Below are 16496 nucleotides of genomic sequence, written 5' to 3' on the forward strand. Positions count from 1 at the left end.
GCGCGGTTCAGCCTTCCTTCAAAAGTTTATTCACGGATGATGTGACGCCGCTGACGCCTTTGGAGATAAGCGCCACCTGGGTGACGCCGTTGTAAACATCCCGAAGACCAGCCATCATCGTTTCGAAGTCTTGCCCTTGTTGGGGAATGCCCGAGATTCCGGTTCCCGCCTCACCTGGAACGGGAAGCTTCTGCGCCGGTCCCGGTAGAGCGCCCTTCGAAAGGGCTATGTCATGGTCGAGCGCGGGGAAGGAAACAGTGTTGTGTGGATATAGGGAGGAAATCGTCTGCAACACGCGATCGCCCATGCCGCTCGTCGGCGCAGCCGCGCGCTGAACATCCATCGCCGCAGCAACTGGCGCCGCACTCGCTGGCCCCGCGGCGGCATCGTTTTTCAGCGAGTCGGCTGCATGCCCTAAGGCGCGCTCAAACTGGGCCTGCTCGACAATCGACGGTGATCCGACCCTGGGGAGGCCAGCCGTTAGAGTGGCAGAGATCGACGTGACAGGCATCATCATGTAAGGACTCGGTTGCTCTCTCTGACCGGGCGAGCCCCGCCCATTCATCACCCGGTGTCGGCGCAACACTCCTAGGGGGGCAAGCTGACAACAAGCTGACTAACGGCGGCGTCATTTCGACAATCTAAAATCTCTTCGGCAATTTAGTCACTTGTGATGATTTCAGCGTTTGGTTTATCAGTGCGACATGCCGAGAACGCTTATCCAACCCGTCACCCTGCATGTTTTGAGACTTCTTTGTGCCGGGTTTTTTCTGTCCACCGGGATTCACCCGGCGCATGCAGTCCCGCTGTCCCTTCCGGCGACACCCTATAGATACACGGTTCTGGATCAGGAGCTCGCTGCAGCGTTGCAGGAATTCGGCAACAACCTGAATATCAGGGTCAACATCAGTCCTGCGGTGAAGGGGCGAATTCGCGGACGTATGCCTGATTTGCCACCGCGCGCGTTCCTCGACCGCTTGACGAACCTTTACGGTCTACAATGGTACTATGACGGCCTTGTGCTCTATGTGTCTGCTGCACAAGAATCGCAAACTCGAATGCTTTTGATGACGTCGATTCGCTTCGATGCGTTCAAGGGGGCTCTCGACAAGCTTGATATCTCCGACGAGCGCTATGTGGTCAAACCCGTGCCAGGCAATGGCCTCGTCTTCGTTTCCGGTCCACCGCGCTTCGTCGCACTCGTGGAGCAGACCTTTAACGGCTTGGTGGCGCAGGCGCAGGCGCAGACTCACATAGCGGCAACGCCAAAGGAATCAGTGCTGATCTTGTTTCGCGGCTCCTCCACTACGGTCGTTCGCGACGGACGACCGGATGCTTCTTATTCTTCTGACATCCCACAACAGGATAGCGTTGGCGGGAAGCCTGAGCTGGGCAAGAAATGAACATTGAGGATTTCCCGCAGCTCTGAAGAACATGACTGCGGCTACCCCTTTGTGAACTCTTCGCAAACTCGTCAGTTTCTCGAAAGCTAATCCGCTCATGATGAGTCCCGGCAGCTCTCGCGGTGACTCCGGCCATTGTGTTGGACCGAACCTTGGAGCCGGCCCGGAACACAGCAATTGAAGGCAGGGCAGGCGCATTCGTGACCTGCCGACGCTTGGAATTGTCGAATTTTGTGAAACGCAAGGGATCTTCTGTCGGGGTCTCTTGTGGGGATTTCAACGTCACGTCTGAGGATGCATAATGTCGGCCAGTAATCTTTCAACTTTCTACCGCTCAAATTCGCTACAGTCCGCAAGGGGTTGGCCGGGCCTGAAAGTTTCCCATTTTGCGACCCAGCATCAGCAAAGTGCATCGTGCTTCGAAGCGATGCTGTCCACTTGTGTGCTGGCAGACAAGCCCGGCTCTTTCGCGCAAGGGGATCTGCCAGCGTCGAATCTTGATTCGACAATGGATAAATTGCGGCAGGACCCTTTGGGCCATCTGGCACCGGATGTCTTGACATTGAATGGCTTGGAGCAACACCCACTGGATCTGCTGCCGCCAAATATGAGGGCGGCTCTCAAGGAGGACCAATCGCAACGCTCCAAGGCGACTGAAGCCCAACATCTGCTCGGCGTCACTCCGAAGATCGAGCCGGCTCCCAGGCCGAGCCCCGGAATCACGTGGAACGGTGGGTCGCTGACCACGGCTGAGTTGCAGATTGTTGCGGTACTCAACCGTCACAAGGACCAATGCCCGCTTACTTGGAAGTCGTTGACCGACAAAGCCAATGATCCCTCTACGCCACCGGATCTGAAAGCGGCGATCCAGGGACTGCAGCAGGATTCGGGACTTTTTTATGCGATTGGCTCGCAGGGCGACGGCCGCTGTGGAGGCAAGATCAACGCCAAGGACTTGGCCGGATTTTCAAACCACCACCCACAAGTTGCTGCATTTCAGGAAGCCCAAGCGCGAAGCTACGAGCAGAACTACATACCATCCGACGGCAGCGGAGGTTTGCAGCCTTCGGTCATGACCTTGAGCGATGCCTTGCGGGAGTTTTACCGGTACTCCGAAAATCTGTCCAAGGACCTGAGTCTGGATGAGTTCAAGAAAATGGTCGGCGGCGAATCGAAAAACGGCAAATTTCCGCCCCAGGTCATTGCGGCGGCGCAATATTTCCTCGATCACCCCGATGCTTGGAACCAGTTGTGCGGTGGCTCGAAAGGGAAGATGCACAAAGAGGATTTCCTGCAAGTCGCCTCATCGTCGATGAGCCTCACGCAAACTGAGCTGAATACGGTCGAGATGATCAAGGACCATCAGGACACGTTCTTTGGAAGCGGTGTTCTGACTCGCGACAAACTGGCGAAAATGAAAGACGACAAGAGCCTTGATCCGAAAGTGCGGGAAGCAGCCTCTCAGCTCCTTTCAGATCCTCTTTTGTTTGGCCTCCTGAACAATTCGATCACGGGCTATAAGACCCATCATAAATTCTTCGACTTTGGCGGCGGGCATACGGTTGATTCCGGCAATATCAGCAAAAAAGACTTTGCCCATTTTTGCACAAACATGTCGTCTGCGAACCGCAACGTTCAGCAGCCAATCACCCACGGCGCCCAAACCGCAGAAGAGCAGAATGCCGTCGCGGACATGAAGATGGGCCTGATGGACCAGCCTGACATTAAGTCAGCCAAAAAGAACGGCGGGGCCGTCATGCACGTCGTCGACTCCGTGCTCAAAATCGAGACGAAAGTGCTCGACTTGGCGGCAACGGCGGTGGGACTGCTCAGCTTCATTCCGGGCCTCGGACAAGTAGCCGATCTTGCCTCGATGGTTCTCGAGGCTGAGTCGCAAGCAGCCAATCTCCTGCGTACGGCCATTAACGGAGGCGATATGAAGCGAGCGCTGGAGGAAGCTGGCCTCAATATGGCCGCGCAGGCGATCGGCCTTATCGCAGGCCCCGAGGTCAAGCTGGCCATTCGAAATGGGCTCGTAAAGCACCTGATGGAAGAGGCCTTGGCGGCAGGCATTGATCTTTCGGTCTCGACGGCGCAGGACTACGCAGAAGGCTATGTGAATAACCTCAAAGCGCGCCTTGCAGGCGGCCCTGAGCAAAGCCTAGGCCTTCCGAGCATGCCATCATTCCAGAGTGTGGCAAGCAATGTGCCCTTCGTCGGCATTGCCTTATCCTAGCCGTCGCCTTGCGCGGAAGCTTTGGCTCGCGCGCTGACATAAGGGTCATTGTGGCACAAGCAGGGGTTCATCCGCATCAACGCAAGCGGTGTTCCTGACGCCATCTGGATCGGACTGTGAGGGGGATGTCCGAAGTCTGTGAAGACTTCGGTATATGACGACTTCAGAGTTACGCTGAGCCCAGCCATCTCGAGCCGGTGCGCCGGGTCGAGGTTTTCACGGGCGCCGGCCGGTAGCGGGAATGGTCTCCGGAAGGCACGGCGCGGATGGTGGCGGAGCGGCGCAGCCGAAGGAACGGCTGTCGCGCGCCCAGGGCGGCCTCCCGAACAGCAGACGATGATCTCCTGCCTTGGGCCTATATCCTCGTGCCACGCTCAAGGCAGTCGGCTGAAAACAGCGCTGATTTAAAACAGCATTATCCTGCACTGCACCCTCGATCCTTGCGCTCACCGATCGCTCGTCGACACGCACGCGGTCAAGTCGTTATCGGCGCTATGCCGATGGGCTTCGAGAGCAAGGTGGACGCTGAGCGGTGCGTCAGCCTCAGGGCGCGGCTGGCCAGCTTTGGGTCTCACGCTCTATGACGGCAACACCCGGCTGATCCACTTGGCCTGTTCGCGGGCTCCCGGCAGCGGCGCGGAAGCCACGGTCCGCCTTCCTCGGCTTCAGGCCAAAGATACCGCAGCATGCTCCAGAGCTATGTCTGCCGCCTTCGCCCCATCGTCGCTGGTCATGTGGAAAGGACAAGCAGGCTACGCACCCTATAATCCCGTCGGGCAGGATTCGACAGTCGACGGCGAGACATTCGCCAAACCTCCCCCTTGATTCTCAGCAACGTTAAAAAAAATTCACATAATGTTCGTGAGTGTAGTCTCCTGTCAGGTGGTACATTAGCCCCAATATCTGGCGTCTTAGTCGTAGAAAGGACTGTGATCTATCTTCCATTAGCATCCATACCAGCGGATTTACAGCAAATGACGAGAGAGGTCTCATGCGGATTGATGGGGATAGAAGGGCTAGCGGCTTGCTGCATCCCGTCCGGGTTGATGCTAACCAATGTTGACACTGGTAAATCGCCTAAGGACGGCAGCGCATCTTGATCGCCTTCGAATCCTGGGCCTTTGCGCGCATGCGGATCTAACCGTCGGCGAGCTGGCCGATATTACCGGTCTGCCTCGCGAGCAGGTTCGACGCCACGTTCGGCGGCTGGTCAGAGCCAACTTTCTTTGCTGCAACGAACAACGTCCGCAGTCTTCGTACCATATGCAAGCAGGAGGCAAGGATGGCGAGCTGGCTCAATTGGTGGTCGATCTCCTGCCCCACGATGATGGCCATCATAAAAGAGACCTACAACGCCTGGAAGCAATACAAGACGCGCGGTTGAAGGGACCGCCTGCTTGATCGTGAAATAGATCAGTCCAAATGGAGCGCGACTACCATGGATAACTCCGCCGGCGGCGCCATCGCGCAGCCCGACACTTACGGGCGGCCTCACTTAGCCGCCGTCGACTCCCGCGTTCACGAACTGCTTCTAAGACAGGAGCGTCAGGAGCGGACAACTCTCAAACTGATCGCCTCCGAGAACTTTGCCTCCTCGGCGGTGTTGGAAGCGACCGGGTCGATTTTCACCAACAAGTATGCCGAGGGATACCCCGGTGCGCGCTACTACGCCGGAAACGAGATCGTCGATGAGCTTGAGACCCTCGCGATCGAGCGCCTGAAAGCGCTATTTGGCAGTGAACATGCCAACGTCCAGCCTTATTCAGGCTCGCCAGCCAACCAGGCTGTCTATCGCGCGCTTTTGAGCCCCCGTGACAAAGTCATGGGCTTGCCTTTACCCGAAGGCGGCCATCTGACTCACGGTTGGTCCGTCAATTTTTCCGGCAGCGATTATCAGCGCGTCCCGTACAGGCTGCACGAAAAGACACAGCAAATTGACTATGACCACTTGCGCGAGACCGCCAAGCGGGAACGCCCGAAGCTAATTTGGGTCGGCGGAACTGCTTATCCGCGTATTTTTGACTACGCGGCAATGGCCGAAATTGCTTCGGAGGTGAACTCGTATCTGGTGGCTGACATCGCCCACATCTGCGGCCTGGTTGTCGCAGGAGTGCATCCGAACCCCGTGTCCCATTGCGATGTGGTCACCAGCACCTCTCACAAGTCGATCCGCGGTCCCCGGGGTGGCTTCATTTTATCAAGGAATGAAGACCGTTATCAGCCCCTCCATCATCCGAAGAGCAAACACAATCTGGCCAAACGTATAGACCGCGCCGTGTTCCCTCTTCTGCAAGGCGGACCGCATATGAATACTATCGCCGCGCTTGCCGTCGCTTTGCAGGAAGCAGCGAACTCGTCCTTTCGTGTCTACGGTCAGCAGATCGTCCACAACGCCAAGGCTCTGGCCCAGGCACTTCTGGAGCGAGGTTATGAACTCGTCACCGGGGGCACTGACAATCACATGCTGATCCTTGATCTTCGGGACCGGTCGCTGTCAGGCAAAGCCTATGCGGAGCGCTTATCGCGTGCAGGCATCATTGCGAATTTCAATATGGTCCCGGGCGACCGGCGGCATCCGGCGCTGACAAGCGGCATCCGCTTAGGGACACCAGCGGTGACGTCCATGGGCATGCGCGAAACGGAGATGGTGCAGATCGCCGCTTTCATCGACTCGGTCTGCCGCCAGCCCGATGACCAGGAAGTTCATGCGAGCGTACGAAGAGACGTTGCCGACTTCTGCACTGCGTTCGATGTTCCCGGCATCCCCGACCGATAAGCCACCCCAATCCAGAAACTCCTCACTAACTCCAGCACTTGAAGCGAGGGCATTTTTATGACCAGGCAGTTCGTGTTCTCTTCCGAATCCGTCGGCGCGGGACACCCCGATAAGATGGCAGACAACATCTCCGATGCCATTCTCGATGCGGTCCTGCGCACCGATCCGAAGGCGCGCGTCGCCTGTGAAGTGTTGGTGAAGACGGGGATGGTCGTTGTGGCTGGCGAGATCACCAGCCATGCCCACATCGATTACAGCCAAGTCGCCCGCGATACGATACTCGATATTGGCTACGACGATGATGCGATTGGCTTTGATGGTCGACGTTGCGCCGTCGTTCTGGCCCTCACCGAGCAGTCGCCCGACATAAGCCAGGGCGTTGATGAAGGACGAGGGCAGGATCTCGGGCAAGGGGCAGGGGATCAGGGCATCATGTTTGGATTCGCATGCAACGAGACGGATACATTGATGCCCCTGCCGATCCAACTCGCTCACCATTTGACGAAAAGACAGGCCGAGGTCCGGAAAGCGGGACAGCTTGGCTGGCTGCGTCCGGACGTGAAATCTCAAGTGTCGGTACGCTACGAAGGGCTCCGCCCGGTGGCGCTGGATACCATAGTCCTGTCAACGCAGCATGACGAAGCGGTCTCACAAGCCACGGTCCGCGAAGGCGTCATTGAGGAGATCATAAAACCGGTCCTGCCGGCCCACCTGGATACTTCGGGGATCAGATTTCTGGTCAACCCAACAGGGCGGTTCGTGGTCGGTGGGCCTGCCGGCGACTGCGGCCTCACAGGACGGAAGATCATCGTCGATTCCTACGGTGGGACCGGGCGTCACGGCGGCGGTGCCTTTTCGGGCAAGGACCCATCCAAGGTTGACCGCTCGGCGGCCTATGCCGCCCGGTATGTCGCGAAGAACATCGTTGCCAGCGGCCTTGCGGAGGTCTGCGAGGTTCAGCTTGCCTACGCGATCGGCGTGGCCAGTCCGGTTTCTGTCATGGTCAATACCTTCGGAACCGCAAGGATCGAGGAAAAAAGGATCGAGCGCCTTGTTCTCGAGGTTTTCAATCTCCGACCGAAAGGCATCATCAAGATGCTTGATCTCTTACGGCCGATATACCGCAAGACGGCGACATACGGACACTTCGGGCGTGAAGAGCCTGAGTTCACTTGGGAGAAGACGGACAAAGCTGACGATTTGCTGCGTGAAGCCGGACCGGCAGCTGCGTGAGGGCGGCTGGATCAAGCGCATGCGGCAACCCATTTCAACTCGCGAGACCACGCCCGGCCGGCGTGGCAAGAAGCCGGCTCGGGTTTTGGCGGAGATTTTGATGCCGGATTATGACGTGCTTTGCATCGGCAATGCCATTGTCGACATCATCGCCCAGTGCGACGAGGAATTCCTCGAGACCAACGGCATCATCAAGGGCGCGATGAACCTCATCGACACACAACGCGCCGAACTGCTCTACAGCCGCATGGGCCCGGCGATCGAAGCGTCCGGCGGCAGCGCCGGCAACACGGCGGCCGGCGTCGCCAGCTTTGGCGGCCGCGCGGCCTTCTTCGGCAAGGTCTCCAACGATGCGCTGGGCGAAATCTACGCCCACGACATCCATGCGCAGGGCGTCGCCTTCGGCACCACGCCGCTCAAGGGTGAGCCGCCGACGGCGCGCTCGATGATCTTCGTCACGCCCGACGGCGAGCGCTCGATGAACACCTATCTCGGCGCCTGCGTCGAGCTTGGCCCTGAGGATGTCGAAGCCGACAAGGCGTCCGGCGCCAAGGTCACCTATTTCGAAGGCTATCTGTGGGACCCGCCGCGCGCCAAGGAGGCAATCCGCCAGACGGCGAAGCTGGCGCACGCGGCAGGCCGAGAAGTGTCGATGACGCTGTCGGATTCGTTCTGCGTCGACCGCTACCGCGACGAATTCCTCGACCTGGTGCGCTCGGGCACGGTCGACATCGTCTTTGCCAACAGCCACGAGATCAAGTCGCTCTACCAGACATCGTCGTTCGACGAGGCGCTGGCCCAGATCCGCAAGGATTGCCGGATCGCCGCCGTCACCCGCTCGGAAAAAGGCTCGGTGATCGTGCGCGGCGACGAGACCGTGGTGATCAAGGCGACCGCCATCAAGGAACTGGTCGACACGACGGGCGCCGGCGATCTCTATGCCGCCGGCTTCCTGCATGGCTACACGCAAGGCCGCGACCTGCAGACTTGCGGCGACCTTGGCTCACTGGCAGCCGGATTGGTGATCCAGCAGATCGGCCCCAGGCCCCGTCAGAATTTGCGCCGCGAGGCTGAGCAGGCGGGGCTGACCATTCCGGACGTTCAAACGAGTTAGTGGCCTACCTTCCCGTTGTGCAGGCTATCTCGCCAGAAGCGCAATCACGGAATAGGGAAATCCTGATGTCGAACATGATGAAGGCGCTTGTGAAGGCCAAGGCCGAACCGGGCATCTGGATGGAAGAGGTGCCGGTGCCGGAAATCGGCCCCAACGACGTGCTGATCAAGATCAAGAAGACGGCGATCTGCGGCACCGACGTGCACATCTACAATTGGGACCAGTGGGCGCAGAAGACGGTGCCGGTGCCGATGGTGACGGGCCATGAATTCGTCGGCACCGTTGCCGATTTCGGCGCAGCGGTCACCGAATACAAGGTCGGCCAGCGTGTATCGGGCGAAGGCCACATCGTCTGCGGCCATTGCCGCAACTGTCGCGCCGGGCGAGGGCATCTGTGCCGCAACACGCTCGGCGTCGGCGTCAACCGTCCAGGCGCCTTCGGCGAGTATCTGGCGATCCCGCAGCACAATGTCGTGCCGATCCCCGACGATGTGCCCGATGAGATTGCCGCGATCTTCGATCCCTTGGGCAATGCCGTCCACACCGCATTGTCCTTCGATCTGGTCGGCGAGGACGTGCTGGTGACTGGCGCCGGGCCGATCGGCATCATGGGCGCGCTCGTCGCCCAATGCGTCGGCGCGCGCAAAGTGGTCATCACTGACATCAACCCGGTGCGGCTGGCGCTAGCCAAGAAACTCGGCGTCCAGCATGTCGTCGACGCCTCGAAGGAGAAGCTGCGCGACGTCATGCCGGTGCTCGGCATGACCGAGGGGTTCGACGTCGGCCTCGAAATGTCAGGCGCCGCCCCCGCTTTCCGCGACATGATCGACACCATGAACAATGGCGGCAAGATCGCCATTCTGGGCATCGCGCCGACCGGCTTCGAGATCGACTGGAACAAGGTCATCTTCAAGATGCTGCATCTCAAAGGCATCTACGGCCGCGAGATGTTCGAAACCTGGTACAAGATGATCGCGCTTGTGCAGGGTCCGCTGGATGTCTCCGGCCTGATCACCCACCGCATCGGCATCGACGATTTTCAGATCGGTTTCGATGCGATGAAGAGCGGCAGTTCCGGCAAGGTGGTGATGGACTGGTAGGGATTGCCTTGGCCGCTATTCAGGAAAAGCTGACGACAGCACCTCTGGTCCGCCGGACATTTTCCAACTAGGGGAACATGGCTGGGTGGAGAGCTATGGCTCCGCTACGTGCGCTCGCTAATCATATACGGCGACGTATCGCGGCCCACCCGGTGACGGTCGATGGGGCAATTCGCTTCAGTCGATGACGGAAACCCGGTGAACCGATGCTGAGGCCCCGACGCGATCGTCTATTTCCTATGATCTGCGATTGAGGTCGAGGTGTTGCCGCTTTCAGCGGGTAAGATGCGATAGACGACTTCCGGTACCCTTCCGGTCAGCGAAAAGGAAGGCAACGAGCCGCATTGCCTCAAGCAAAATGTTACCAATAGTGTCCTGTTCCAAAGGGGATGGACAGGTCGTGCCATTCCGGTTCGGGGGAAGGATGGCGCGGCTCAGCATGGCGACACGGTGAAGCGGCGATCGTGGAGCTTTATTGCGGCGTTGACAAGCGGCGCATTCTGGATGAGTTCGAGGCGGTAACCGGCTATTATTCGCAAGCGCGCGATCCGTCTTATGAACCGTCGTGAGCAGAGGCCGTCTGCGGGCAAGAGCCGCAGCCGCTGTTACGGCAGCGATGTCCGCGACGCGCTCATCGTGTTGTGGGAGGATTCGGAGCGGCTGGGTCCGCATCGACGCTCGCGGCGGCCAGCGCCGCCGGGCAGGAATGAGTTCGCAGTTCGCCGCTCGGTGCCAGCCCGCACCTTCGGCGATTGGAAAGATCCGCCGCCCGGCTTTGTTGAGCGCATTCGGGCACGTCTTCGTCAGGGAGCTTCGTGCAGACGATGGTGCTGACCGGATTGCCGCCGGCTGGACCGATTGCATTCCGCTCCGCACGCGCGACAGCGGCAATGTGATCATGGCGATCAAGCAGGCCCGCTCCCGGTTTCGCTGACCCTGTGCTGCTGTTTGCCGGCATCCGCCCGCACAGGAAGAGCTTGTAAAAGTGCGGAAATCGAGGAGCCGTTGGTCGTCGATCTTCAGCCTGAACGCGGTCGTTTGCTGGTGCCGCAAATCGGCTGTTGCATGTACATCCCTGTCAGACGTCAGTTTTCCTCGCCTATTTTGGTGTCGAGCGCGAAGTGCTCCAACCAGATTGCAAGGCTTTTTGGAAATGAGAGCGGCTTTGCGCAGGGCGCTCCGTTGTTGAGCATTCAAGCTACCAAGCCAATGACGCGCAGGTTCCACCAGGCTCGCCAGCCTTGAAGGACAGCGAAAAAAGCAGAGCACGACAGACACAACAGTGCATCAGGACGCCGCAGTCGTTGAAGATGGTGCGCTGCATCCATACCGTGGATGCATTCGATCCAAATAATCGATTTGTTCAATCAGTTTCTCGAAAGCTAACCCTACCCTCTGTGGGAATCGGGCTCTGAGCCGCGACGCTGCCTTGCGAGCGCAGGGGCTGCACGTAGGAGAGATGATGCAACGAGAAATCGCACGCGGGTTGCTGGCCTCGTGGGTTCGCCGACCGGCGTATTTGAGCCCGTCAGTTGGTCCTCACCCGCGCCTATTGCCACCGAGCGACTTGCATGTCCCTCCGACTCGGACCAGTTCCGAGAGCTGCGACGAGTTGCGCGCCGTGTGCTCCGATCAGATGGCCGCCGGTGACGCGTTCGATGGGCCGTCCCTCTTCGAGAGGAGATGAAATGCGAACGCTGCTCGTGGATCATCATGCGGATCTTGCGCGCGCCATGCGACTTGCGCTCGGGGATGGCGGCTTCGTCGTTGATGTCGTTGGTACTCTGGAACTGGCTTCGAGTGCATTTTCTTGCGCCAGCTATGAAATTCTCCTGCTGGAATTGGCTCTGCCAGATGGCGATGGCTTGGGTTGGCTGAGGCAGTTGAGGACCCACGGGCATTCAGTTCCTGCCGTCATTATGAGCAGCCTTAACGATCTCGATAAGCGAATTGCGATCTTCAACGGTGGTGCGGACGACTTTCTGCTCAAACCCATCTCTACCGATGAGCTTATTGCCAGAATGAGAGCCATTCTGCGCCGGGCGACACAGATGACCGACCTGAGGCTCGTATTTGGCAATCTCGACTTTGATCCGGTCGCCCGCCAGGTTTTCGTTGATGGGCACCCAATGATGATCGCACGTCGCGAACTCTGTGTTCTAGAGCACCTGCTTAACCGGGCAGGCCGCATCGTGCCCCGTGCGCAATTGGAAGATCACCTCTATTCATTCAACGACGACGTGTCTGCCAACGCGCTTGAAGTCGGAATTTATCGTTTACGGGGACATCTGACCAGATCAGGTGCAACGCCACGGATCAAGACCATCCGAGGCATTGGTTACATCCTAGAATTGACTGACGCCTCGTCCGCATAGTTTGTCGAATCGAAAGAAGATCTATTTTGCTGATCCTTCAACATCCTTGCGCTGCGCTCAATTGGCGGGCGATCGCCAACAAGGTTACAAGACCTGCAGTGCCCCGTTACCTGGGCCATCTCCTCTGCGCGCTTATTGTGACTTTCCCACTTGGTGTCGCGGCGCAAAACAAGCAGGACAAAGGCCCGCCGCATGCGGCTTCGAATAGCATCAACGCCACGCTGACCCTTTCCTCTTCGCTCGGGGAGACCGTTCATCTGCCCGGGCCAGCCACGACCATCTTTGTTGCTGACCCCACGATCGCGGATTTTCAGGCGCCATCGAGCAAAACAATCTTCGTCTTTGGCAAGAAATCGGGGCGGACCAGCCTATTCGCCTTGGATGGCAATGGCGAGCCTCTCGCCGAATTGCGTATCGTTGTCACGCAACCGATCGGGGATTTACGCGCCATGTTGCGGGAGCAGGTCGGCGACTATCCCATCCGCGTCAACTATACGCCGCGCGGCGCAATCCTTAGCGGGACGGCGCCCGACGCAGAGGTCGCCGACACCGCAAAAAGAGTCACTGAGCAATATCTGGGCGACGGAGCGCAAGTCGTCAACAACATCAAGGTCGCTGGATCCCTGCAAGTTAACCTCAGCGTGCGCGTAGCCGAAGTCTCACGCAGCGCCATGAAGTCACTCGGCGTCAACTTGTCCGCCTTCGGTCAAATCGGCAATTTCAAAGTGGGCGTTCTAAGCGGAAGCGCTGCAAGCGCTGGGTCTGGTTCAACCCAGGGTGGCGGTACAGCAGAAATCGGATTCGACAACGGTGCCGTCAACGTCAGCGCGGTTCTCGACGCGCTCGCCAAGGAGCATATAGCTTCCGTCCTGGCTGAGCCGAACCTCACCGCTATGTCGGGTGAAAAGGCCAGCTTTCTCGCGGGCGGCGAATTTCCCATTCCTGTCCTGCAGGAAAACAGGCAGGTATCGGTTGAATTCCGTCACTTCGGCGTCAGTCTGGAATTTGTGCCGACAGTTCTCAGCAACAATCAAATCAACATTCACGTAACGCCCGAAGTCAGTGAACTGTCGACGCAAGGTGCCGTGCAAATCAACGGAATTTCCGTGCCGGCAGTTTCCACGCGCCGAGCCGATACGGTCGTCGAACTCGCCAGCGGCCAGAGCTTCGCAATCGGCGGTCTAATCAGGCGGAACGTCAACAATGATGTCAGGGCCTTTCCCTGGCTCGGAGAACTGGCGATCCTGGGACCGCTTTTTCGCTCGACCTCGTTTCAAAAAGAGGAGTCAGAACTGGTCATTCTAGTTACGCCTTACATTGTAAGACCAGGCTCCAACCCAAACCAGATGAGCGCACCGACCGAGCGGGCGGCACCGGCTTTGAACGGAGGGGGCGCTCCGACGAATTCCGTGACAAGTCCCCCGCGAGACCGCGCTGCTATCCGTGCGGGCGCGCCAAGCGCCCAGGGCGGTCTCGGCTTCATCATCGAATAGTGTCATCCAAAGATGTTGCGTTTTATAATCCTCTTTGTCGCTCTGGCACCAAGCGTAAGTGGCTGCACAAGCACTACGCCAGTTGATGTCGAACCATCGGCACCAATGCTTGTCCGAGAGGAGACCACCGTCCTGACGTTGCAAAGCCTGCGCGCTTCCGAACGGCAGCGTTTGCGTGTTTTCCTAGACAAGGCCAGTCGCGGCCGGTTCGATGCCATCCACCTCCTCATCAGCGGTTCGCCCCAGCTCAGCGCAGGGGTAGCCCATCAGGCCAGGCAGTTGGCAATCGAAGAAGACAACATTCAATTGCGCGATCAACACGACGCCGGCTCAGTGCGAATTGAGGCGATTGTCTATCACGCCCGTCCGCCGGTCTGTCCCTCATATGGTGCCTTACCCAATGAAGAATCCTTCAAACAGCCGCTTGGTTGTTCGACAGGACATAACCTGGCCGTGATGGTCAACGATCCGCGCGATCTGCTCGACAATCAGGCCGTCAAGGCCGGCGATGGCGATCGTGCTTCTGTACCAGTTGCAACTTACAGAACATTCGGGACGGATAAAGGTGGCTGATACCGCCCTTATCTCGGCAGCACTCCTACCGGAGATTGAAAGCTTCCAATCGCGTCCTGATCTAAAATAAAAGGAACCGCTGGATGCAATATAGGCGCTATATCGAGGGCCTTAGGGCCGTTGCTGTACTTCCGGTCGTACTCTTTCATTTCGGAATTTCGGCGATCCCGGGTGGCTTTAGCGGGGTCGATATCTTCTTCGTCATCTCCGGCTACCTAACCAGCGGAAGCCTCCTGGATGACCTTGAACGCGGCCAATTTTCCATCGTCAACTTCTACTGGCGCCGTGCCCGGCGCATTCTGCCGGCGCTCGTCTTTGTGATGCTTCTCACCTGCATTGCGGCATTGTTCATTCTTCTGCCACCGGATCTGCGCGGATTCAGTCTTAGCATCATAGCTACCTCGACCTTCTGGTCGAACGTTTTCTTCTGGAAAACGTCAAGTTACTTCTCTATCGATGCCGCGCTTCTACCACTGTTGCACACTTGGCCGCTTTCCGTAGCGGAGCAGTACTACATCTTCGCACCAATCCTGATGTTCCTAATCTATCGCTACATCGGGAAGCGCTGGCTGACGACACTTCTTCCGATAATTCTCTGCAGCTTCGTAGTGGCGGTGATGGCGACATCGCTGGCACCCACCGCCGGATTCTATCTGCTGCCGACCCGAATCTGGGAACTCATGTTGGGCGCCCTGCTCATGCTCAAATGCCCCTCGCCGCTGGGCAACCGACTCCTGATGGAGTCGGTGGGGGTGGCCGGATTTGGCCTTCTCGCCATCGGGTTCTTCGCGATTTCGGCGAGTGATCCGTTCCCAGGCTACAACGCCTTGTATCCATGCATCGGAACGGCCCTTCTGATCTATGTTGGCCAAAATACCCCCTCGACGGTCGCCACCCGCATGCTCGAAGTCAGGCCGCTGGTCTGGATTGGGCTCATCTCGTATTCGTTGTATCTTGTTCACTGGCCTCTCAATGCGTTCGCGCACTATCTTTCGTTCCAAAAACTCGATCCGTTGATGACCGGTGCGATGTTGGTGGCAAGCCTCGCATTGGCTGCATTCTCCTGGAAGTTTGTAGAGCAGCCGTTTCGACAGAAGAGGGCCTTCACCTCCCCGGGGCCTATCTTCGCCTTTTCAGCGCTCGCGATCGTTGTCCTTTGTGCCGGCGGAGCGGCGGGGGCGCTCGGCAACGGCTTTCCGCAACGGTTTCCGGACTATGTCCAGCGGCGCATTTCCGTCGGGGACTGGAGGAATGGCATCTGTTTCAACGAGGGCACCAGCCGGATCGAAAGCTGGAATATGGAGGATTGCACGCGCACCAGCGGTTTTCCAACAACGGTTTTTTTGTGGGGCGACTCCTTCGCCGCGCACTATGTTTCCGGCTTGGGTGCTAACATAAATCGATTGCAGGCGAACATCGTTGAATATACGTACGCCAGCTGCGCGCCGATACTCTATTACTACCCGTACGATCGTCTTGATTGTGTCCGGTTCAATCGCAAGGCCTTGGACGTCATCTTGGAAGCGGACATCAAGACGGTTATCCTCAGCGGTAGATGGAGTGACTATGAGGTCAGAGGTTTCGACGGTCTTCAGCAAACAATCGCTACGCTTCGTGCCCTGGGCGTGCGCGTGTTTGTCATCGGCCAGTCTCCGCAGTTCCCAACTGACGTCCGGAAAATTGCGTTCTTCGCCAAGCGCCAAAATCTGGACGATACGTCCTGGCCGATCGCGATGGACCCCGACGTCAACGAACGTGTGCGCTCATTTACCAAAGGCGCCACATTCATCGATCCGCTGAAATTCCTGTGCAGCGCAGGACGCTGCGCCTATTTCGATAGAGGAGAGTTTTTATATTTCGACTATGGTCATTTCTCTTCAGCCGGCGCCACACTGGCAATCTCGAAATACTGGCCGGCTTTTGGCAAGGACAATGCTCTTCCTAAGACGAAGTAGCGGCTCAGCGGCTGACAAGCACCAGTACGGGTCCCAGTGATAGCTCCTGCTTCCGCAGCAGCCGCGACGATGGAGCTGTTCAGGTTTAAGGCCCCCCGATAGTGACCTAGGTGTGGAGCTTCAACAGGTTGTCCTCGATCAGGGCGAGGCGACTGATAGGCGTTTTTGACTTTAGGCTGCCATGTGGACGATGCCAATTGTATCTGTGCAGCCAGACAGGCAGTTCGGCGGCACGATG

12 protein-coding genes and 2 pseudogenes are annotated in these 16496 nt (G+C 58.1%); 12 read left to right on the forward strand and 2 right to left on the reverse strand.

All coding sequences use genetic code 11. The features are described from left to right. Window positions 1–7 precede the first annotated feature (7 nt). Entirely contained in the window at window positions 8–517 is a 510-nt protein-coding gene (locus tag EOA13_RS12945) for a nodulation protein NolB (RefSeq protein ID WP_024505368.1), read from the reverse strand. 187 nt (window positions 518–704) lie between these two features. Between EOA13_RS12945 and EOA13_RS12950 the strand changes: the two genes are divergently transcribed. The 12 genes and pseudogenes from EOA13_RS12950 (at window position 705) to EOA13_RS13005 (ending at window position 16258) form a co-directional block, all read left to right on the forward strand. Continuing rightward, window positions 705–1403, forward strand: coding sequence for a secretin N-terminal domain-containing protein (locus tag EOA13_RS12950; protein WP_024505367.1), 699 nt, complete (start codon window positions 705–707; stop codon window positions 1401–1403). 301 nt (window positions 1404–1704) lie between these two features. Then, window positions 1705–3639 (forward strand): HrpF/NolX family T3SS translocon protein, encoded by a 1935-nt coding sequence (locus EOA13_RS12955; RefSeq protein ID WP_024505366.1) that lies wholly within the window; start codon window positions 1705–1707, stop codon window positions 3637–3639. A 1056-nt stretch (window positions 3640–4695) separates the two neighbouring features. Further along, window positions 4696–5040, forward strand: a complete 345-nt coding sequence (locus EOA13_RS12960) for a helix-turn-helix domain-containing protein (protein WP_082826567.1) — start codon at window positions 4696–4698, stop codon at window positions 5038–5040. A gap of 37 nt (window positions 5041–5077) precedes the next feature. After that, a complete protein-coding gene (glyA, locus tag EOA13_RS12965; protein WP_063169266.1) occupies window positions 5078–6415 on the forward strand; it encodes a serine hydroxymethyltransferase in 1338 nt (445 codons plus the stop codon). Window positions 6416–6472: 57 nt separating this feature from the next. Beyond that, window positions 6473–7648, forward strand: coding sequence for a methionine adenosyltransferase (gene metK / locus EOA13_RS12970; protein ID WP_063169265.1), 1176 nt, complete (start codon window positions 6473–6475; stop codon window positions 7646–7648). Window positions 7649–7748: 100 nt separating this feature from the next. Beyond that, window positions 7749–8762: an adenosine kinase gene (locus EOA13_RS12975; protein WP_063170366.1), complete on the forward strand. Its 1014-nt coding sequence runs from the start codon at window positions 7749–7751 to the stop codon at window positions 8760–8762. 65 nt (window positions 8763–8827) lie between these two features. Continuing rightward, on the forward strand, window positions 8828–9862 hold the full coding sequence (gene tdh / locus EOA13_RS12980; RefSeq protein ID WP_063169264.1) for an L-threonine 3-dehydrogenase: 1035 nt from the start codon (window positions 8828–8830) through the stop codon (window positions 9860–9862). Window positions 9863–10576: 714 nt separating this feature from the next. Further along, window positions 10577–10745, forward strand: a pseudogene (locus EOA13_RS38710) (transposase); the annotation flags it as partial. Window positions 10746–11550: 805 nt separating this feature from the next. Then, entirely contained in the window at window positions 11551–12237 is a 687-nt protein-coding gene (locus EOA13_RS12990) for a response regulator transcription factor (RefSeq protein ID WP_063169262.1), read from the forward strand. Window positions 12238–12308: 71 nt separating this feature from the next. Beyond that, the gene (locus EOA13_RS12995) at window positions 12309–13730 is read left to right on the forward strand and encodes a type II and III secretion system protein family protein (protein WP_063170365.1); all 1422 of its coding nucleotides are present in this window, start codon (window positions 12309–12311) and stop codon (window positions 13728–13730) included. A 12-nt stretch (window positions 13731–13742) separates the two neighbouring features. Next, complete coding sequence (locus EOA13_RS13000; protein WP_063169261.1) at window positions 13743–14303, forward strand: CpaD family pilus assembly lipoprotein; 561 nt, start codon at window positions 13743–13745, stop codon at window positions 14301–14303. A gap of 83 nt (window positions 14304–14386) precedes the next feature. Next, on the forward strand, window positions 14387–16258 hold the full coding sequence (locus tag EOA13_RS13005) for an acyltransferase family protein (protein WP_063169260.1): 1872 nt from the start codon (window positions 14387–14389) through the stop codon (window positions 16256–16258). A gap of 106 nt (window positions 16259–16364) precedes the next feature. On the opposite strand, the pseudogene EOA13_RS13010 reads toward EOA13_RS13005, so the two are convergent. Further along, window positions 16365–16496: pseudogene (locus EOA13_RS13010) on the reverse strand (IS481 family transposase); the annotation flags it as partial.

The organism is Mesorhizobium sp. M7A.F.Ca.US.011.01.1.1, assembly GCF_003998295.1.
Lineage (GTDB): Bacteria > Pseudomonadota > Alphaproteobacteria > Rhizobiales > Rhizobiaceae > Mesorhizobium.

Excerpts from the sequence above, each read along its gene's own strand:
- EOA13_RS12945 (WP_024505368.1), bottom strand. The coding sequence starts at position 517 with ATGATGATGCCTGTCACGTCGATCTCTGCCACTCTAACGGCTGGCCTC.
- EOA13_RS12950 (WP_024505367.1), top strand. The coding sequence starts at position 705 with ATGCCGAGAACGCTTATCCAACCCGTCACCCTGCATGTTTTGAGACTT.
- EOA13_RS12955 (WP_024505366.1), top strand. The coding sequence starts at position 1,705 with ATGTCGGCCAGTAATCTTTCAACTTTCTACCGCTCAAATTCGCTACAG.
- EOA13_RS12960 (WP_082826567.1), top strand. The coding sequence starts at position 4,696 with ATGTTGACACTGGTAAATCGCCTAAGGACGGCAGCGCATCTTGATCGC.
- glyA (WP_063169266.1), top strand. The coding sequence starts at position 5,078 with ATGGATAACTCCGCCGGCGGCGCCATCGCGCAGCCCGACACTTACGGG.
- metK (WP_063169265.1), top strand. The coding sequence starts at position 6,473 with ATGACCAGGCAGTTCGTGTTCTCTTCCGAATCCGTCGGCGCGGGACAC.
- EOA13_RS12975 (WP_063170366.1), top strand. The coding sequence starts at position 7,749 with ATGCCGGATTATGACGTGCTTTGCATCGGCAATGCCATTGTCGACATC.
- tdh (WP_063169264.1), top strand. The coding sequence starts at position 8,828 with ATGTCGAACATGATGAAGGCGCTTGTGAAGGCCAAGGCCGAACCGGGC.
- EOA13_RS12990 (WP_063169262.1), top strand. The coding sequence starts at position 11,551 with ATGCGAACGCTGCTCGTGGATCATCATGCGGATCTTGCGCGCGCCATG.
- EOA13_RS13000 (WP_063169261.1), top strand. The coding sequence starts at position 13,743 with ATGTTGCGTTTTATAATCCTCTTTGTCGCTCTGGCACCAAGCGTAAGT.
- EOA13_RS13005 (WP_063169260.1), top strand. The coding sequence starts at position 14,387 with ATGCAATATAGGCGCTATATCGAGGGCCTTAGGGCCGTTGCTGTACTT.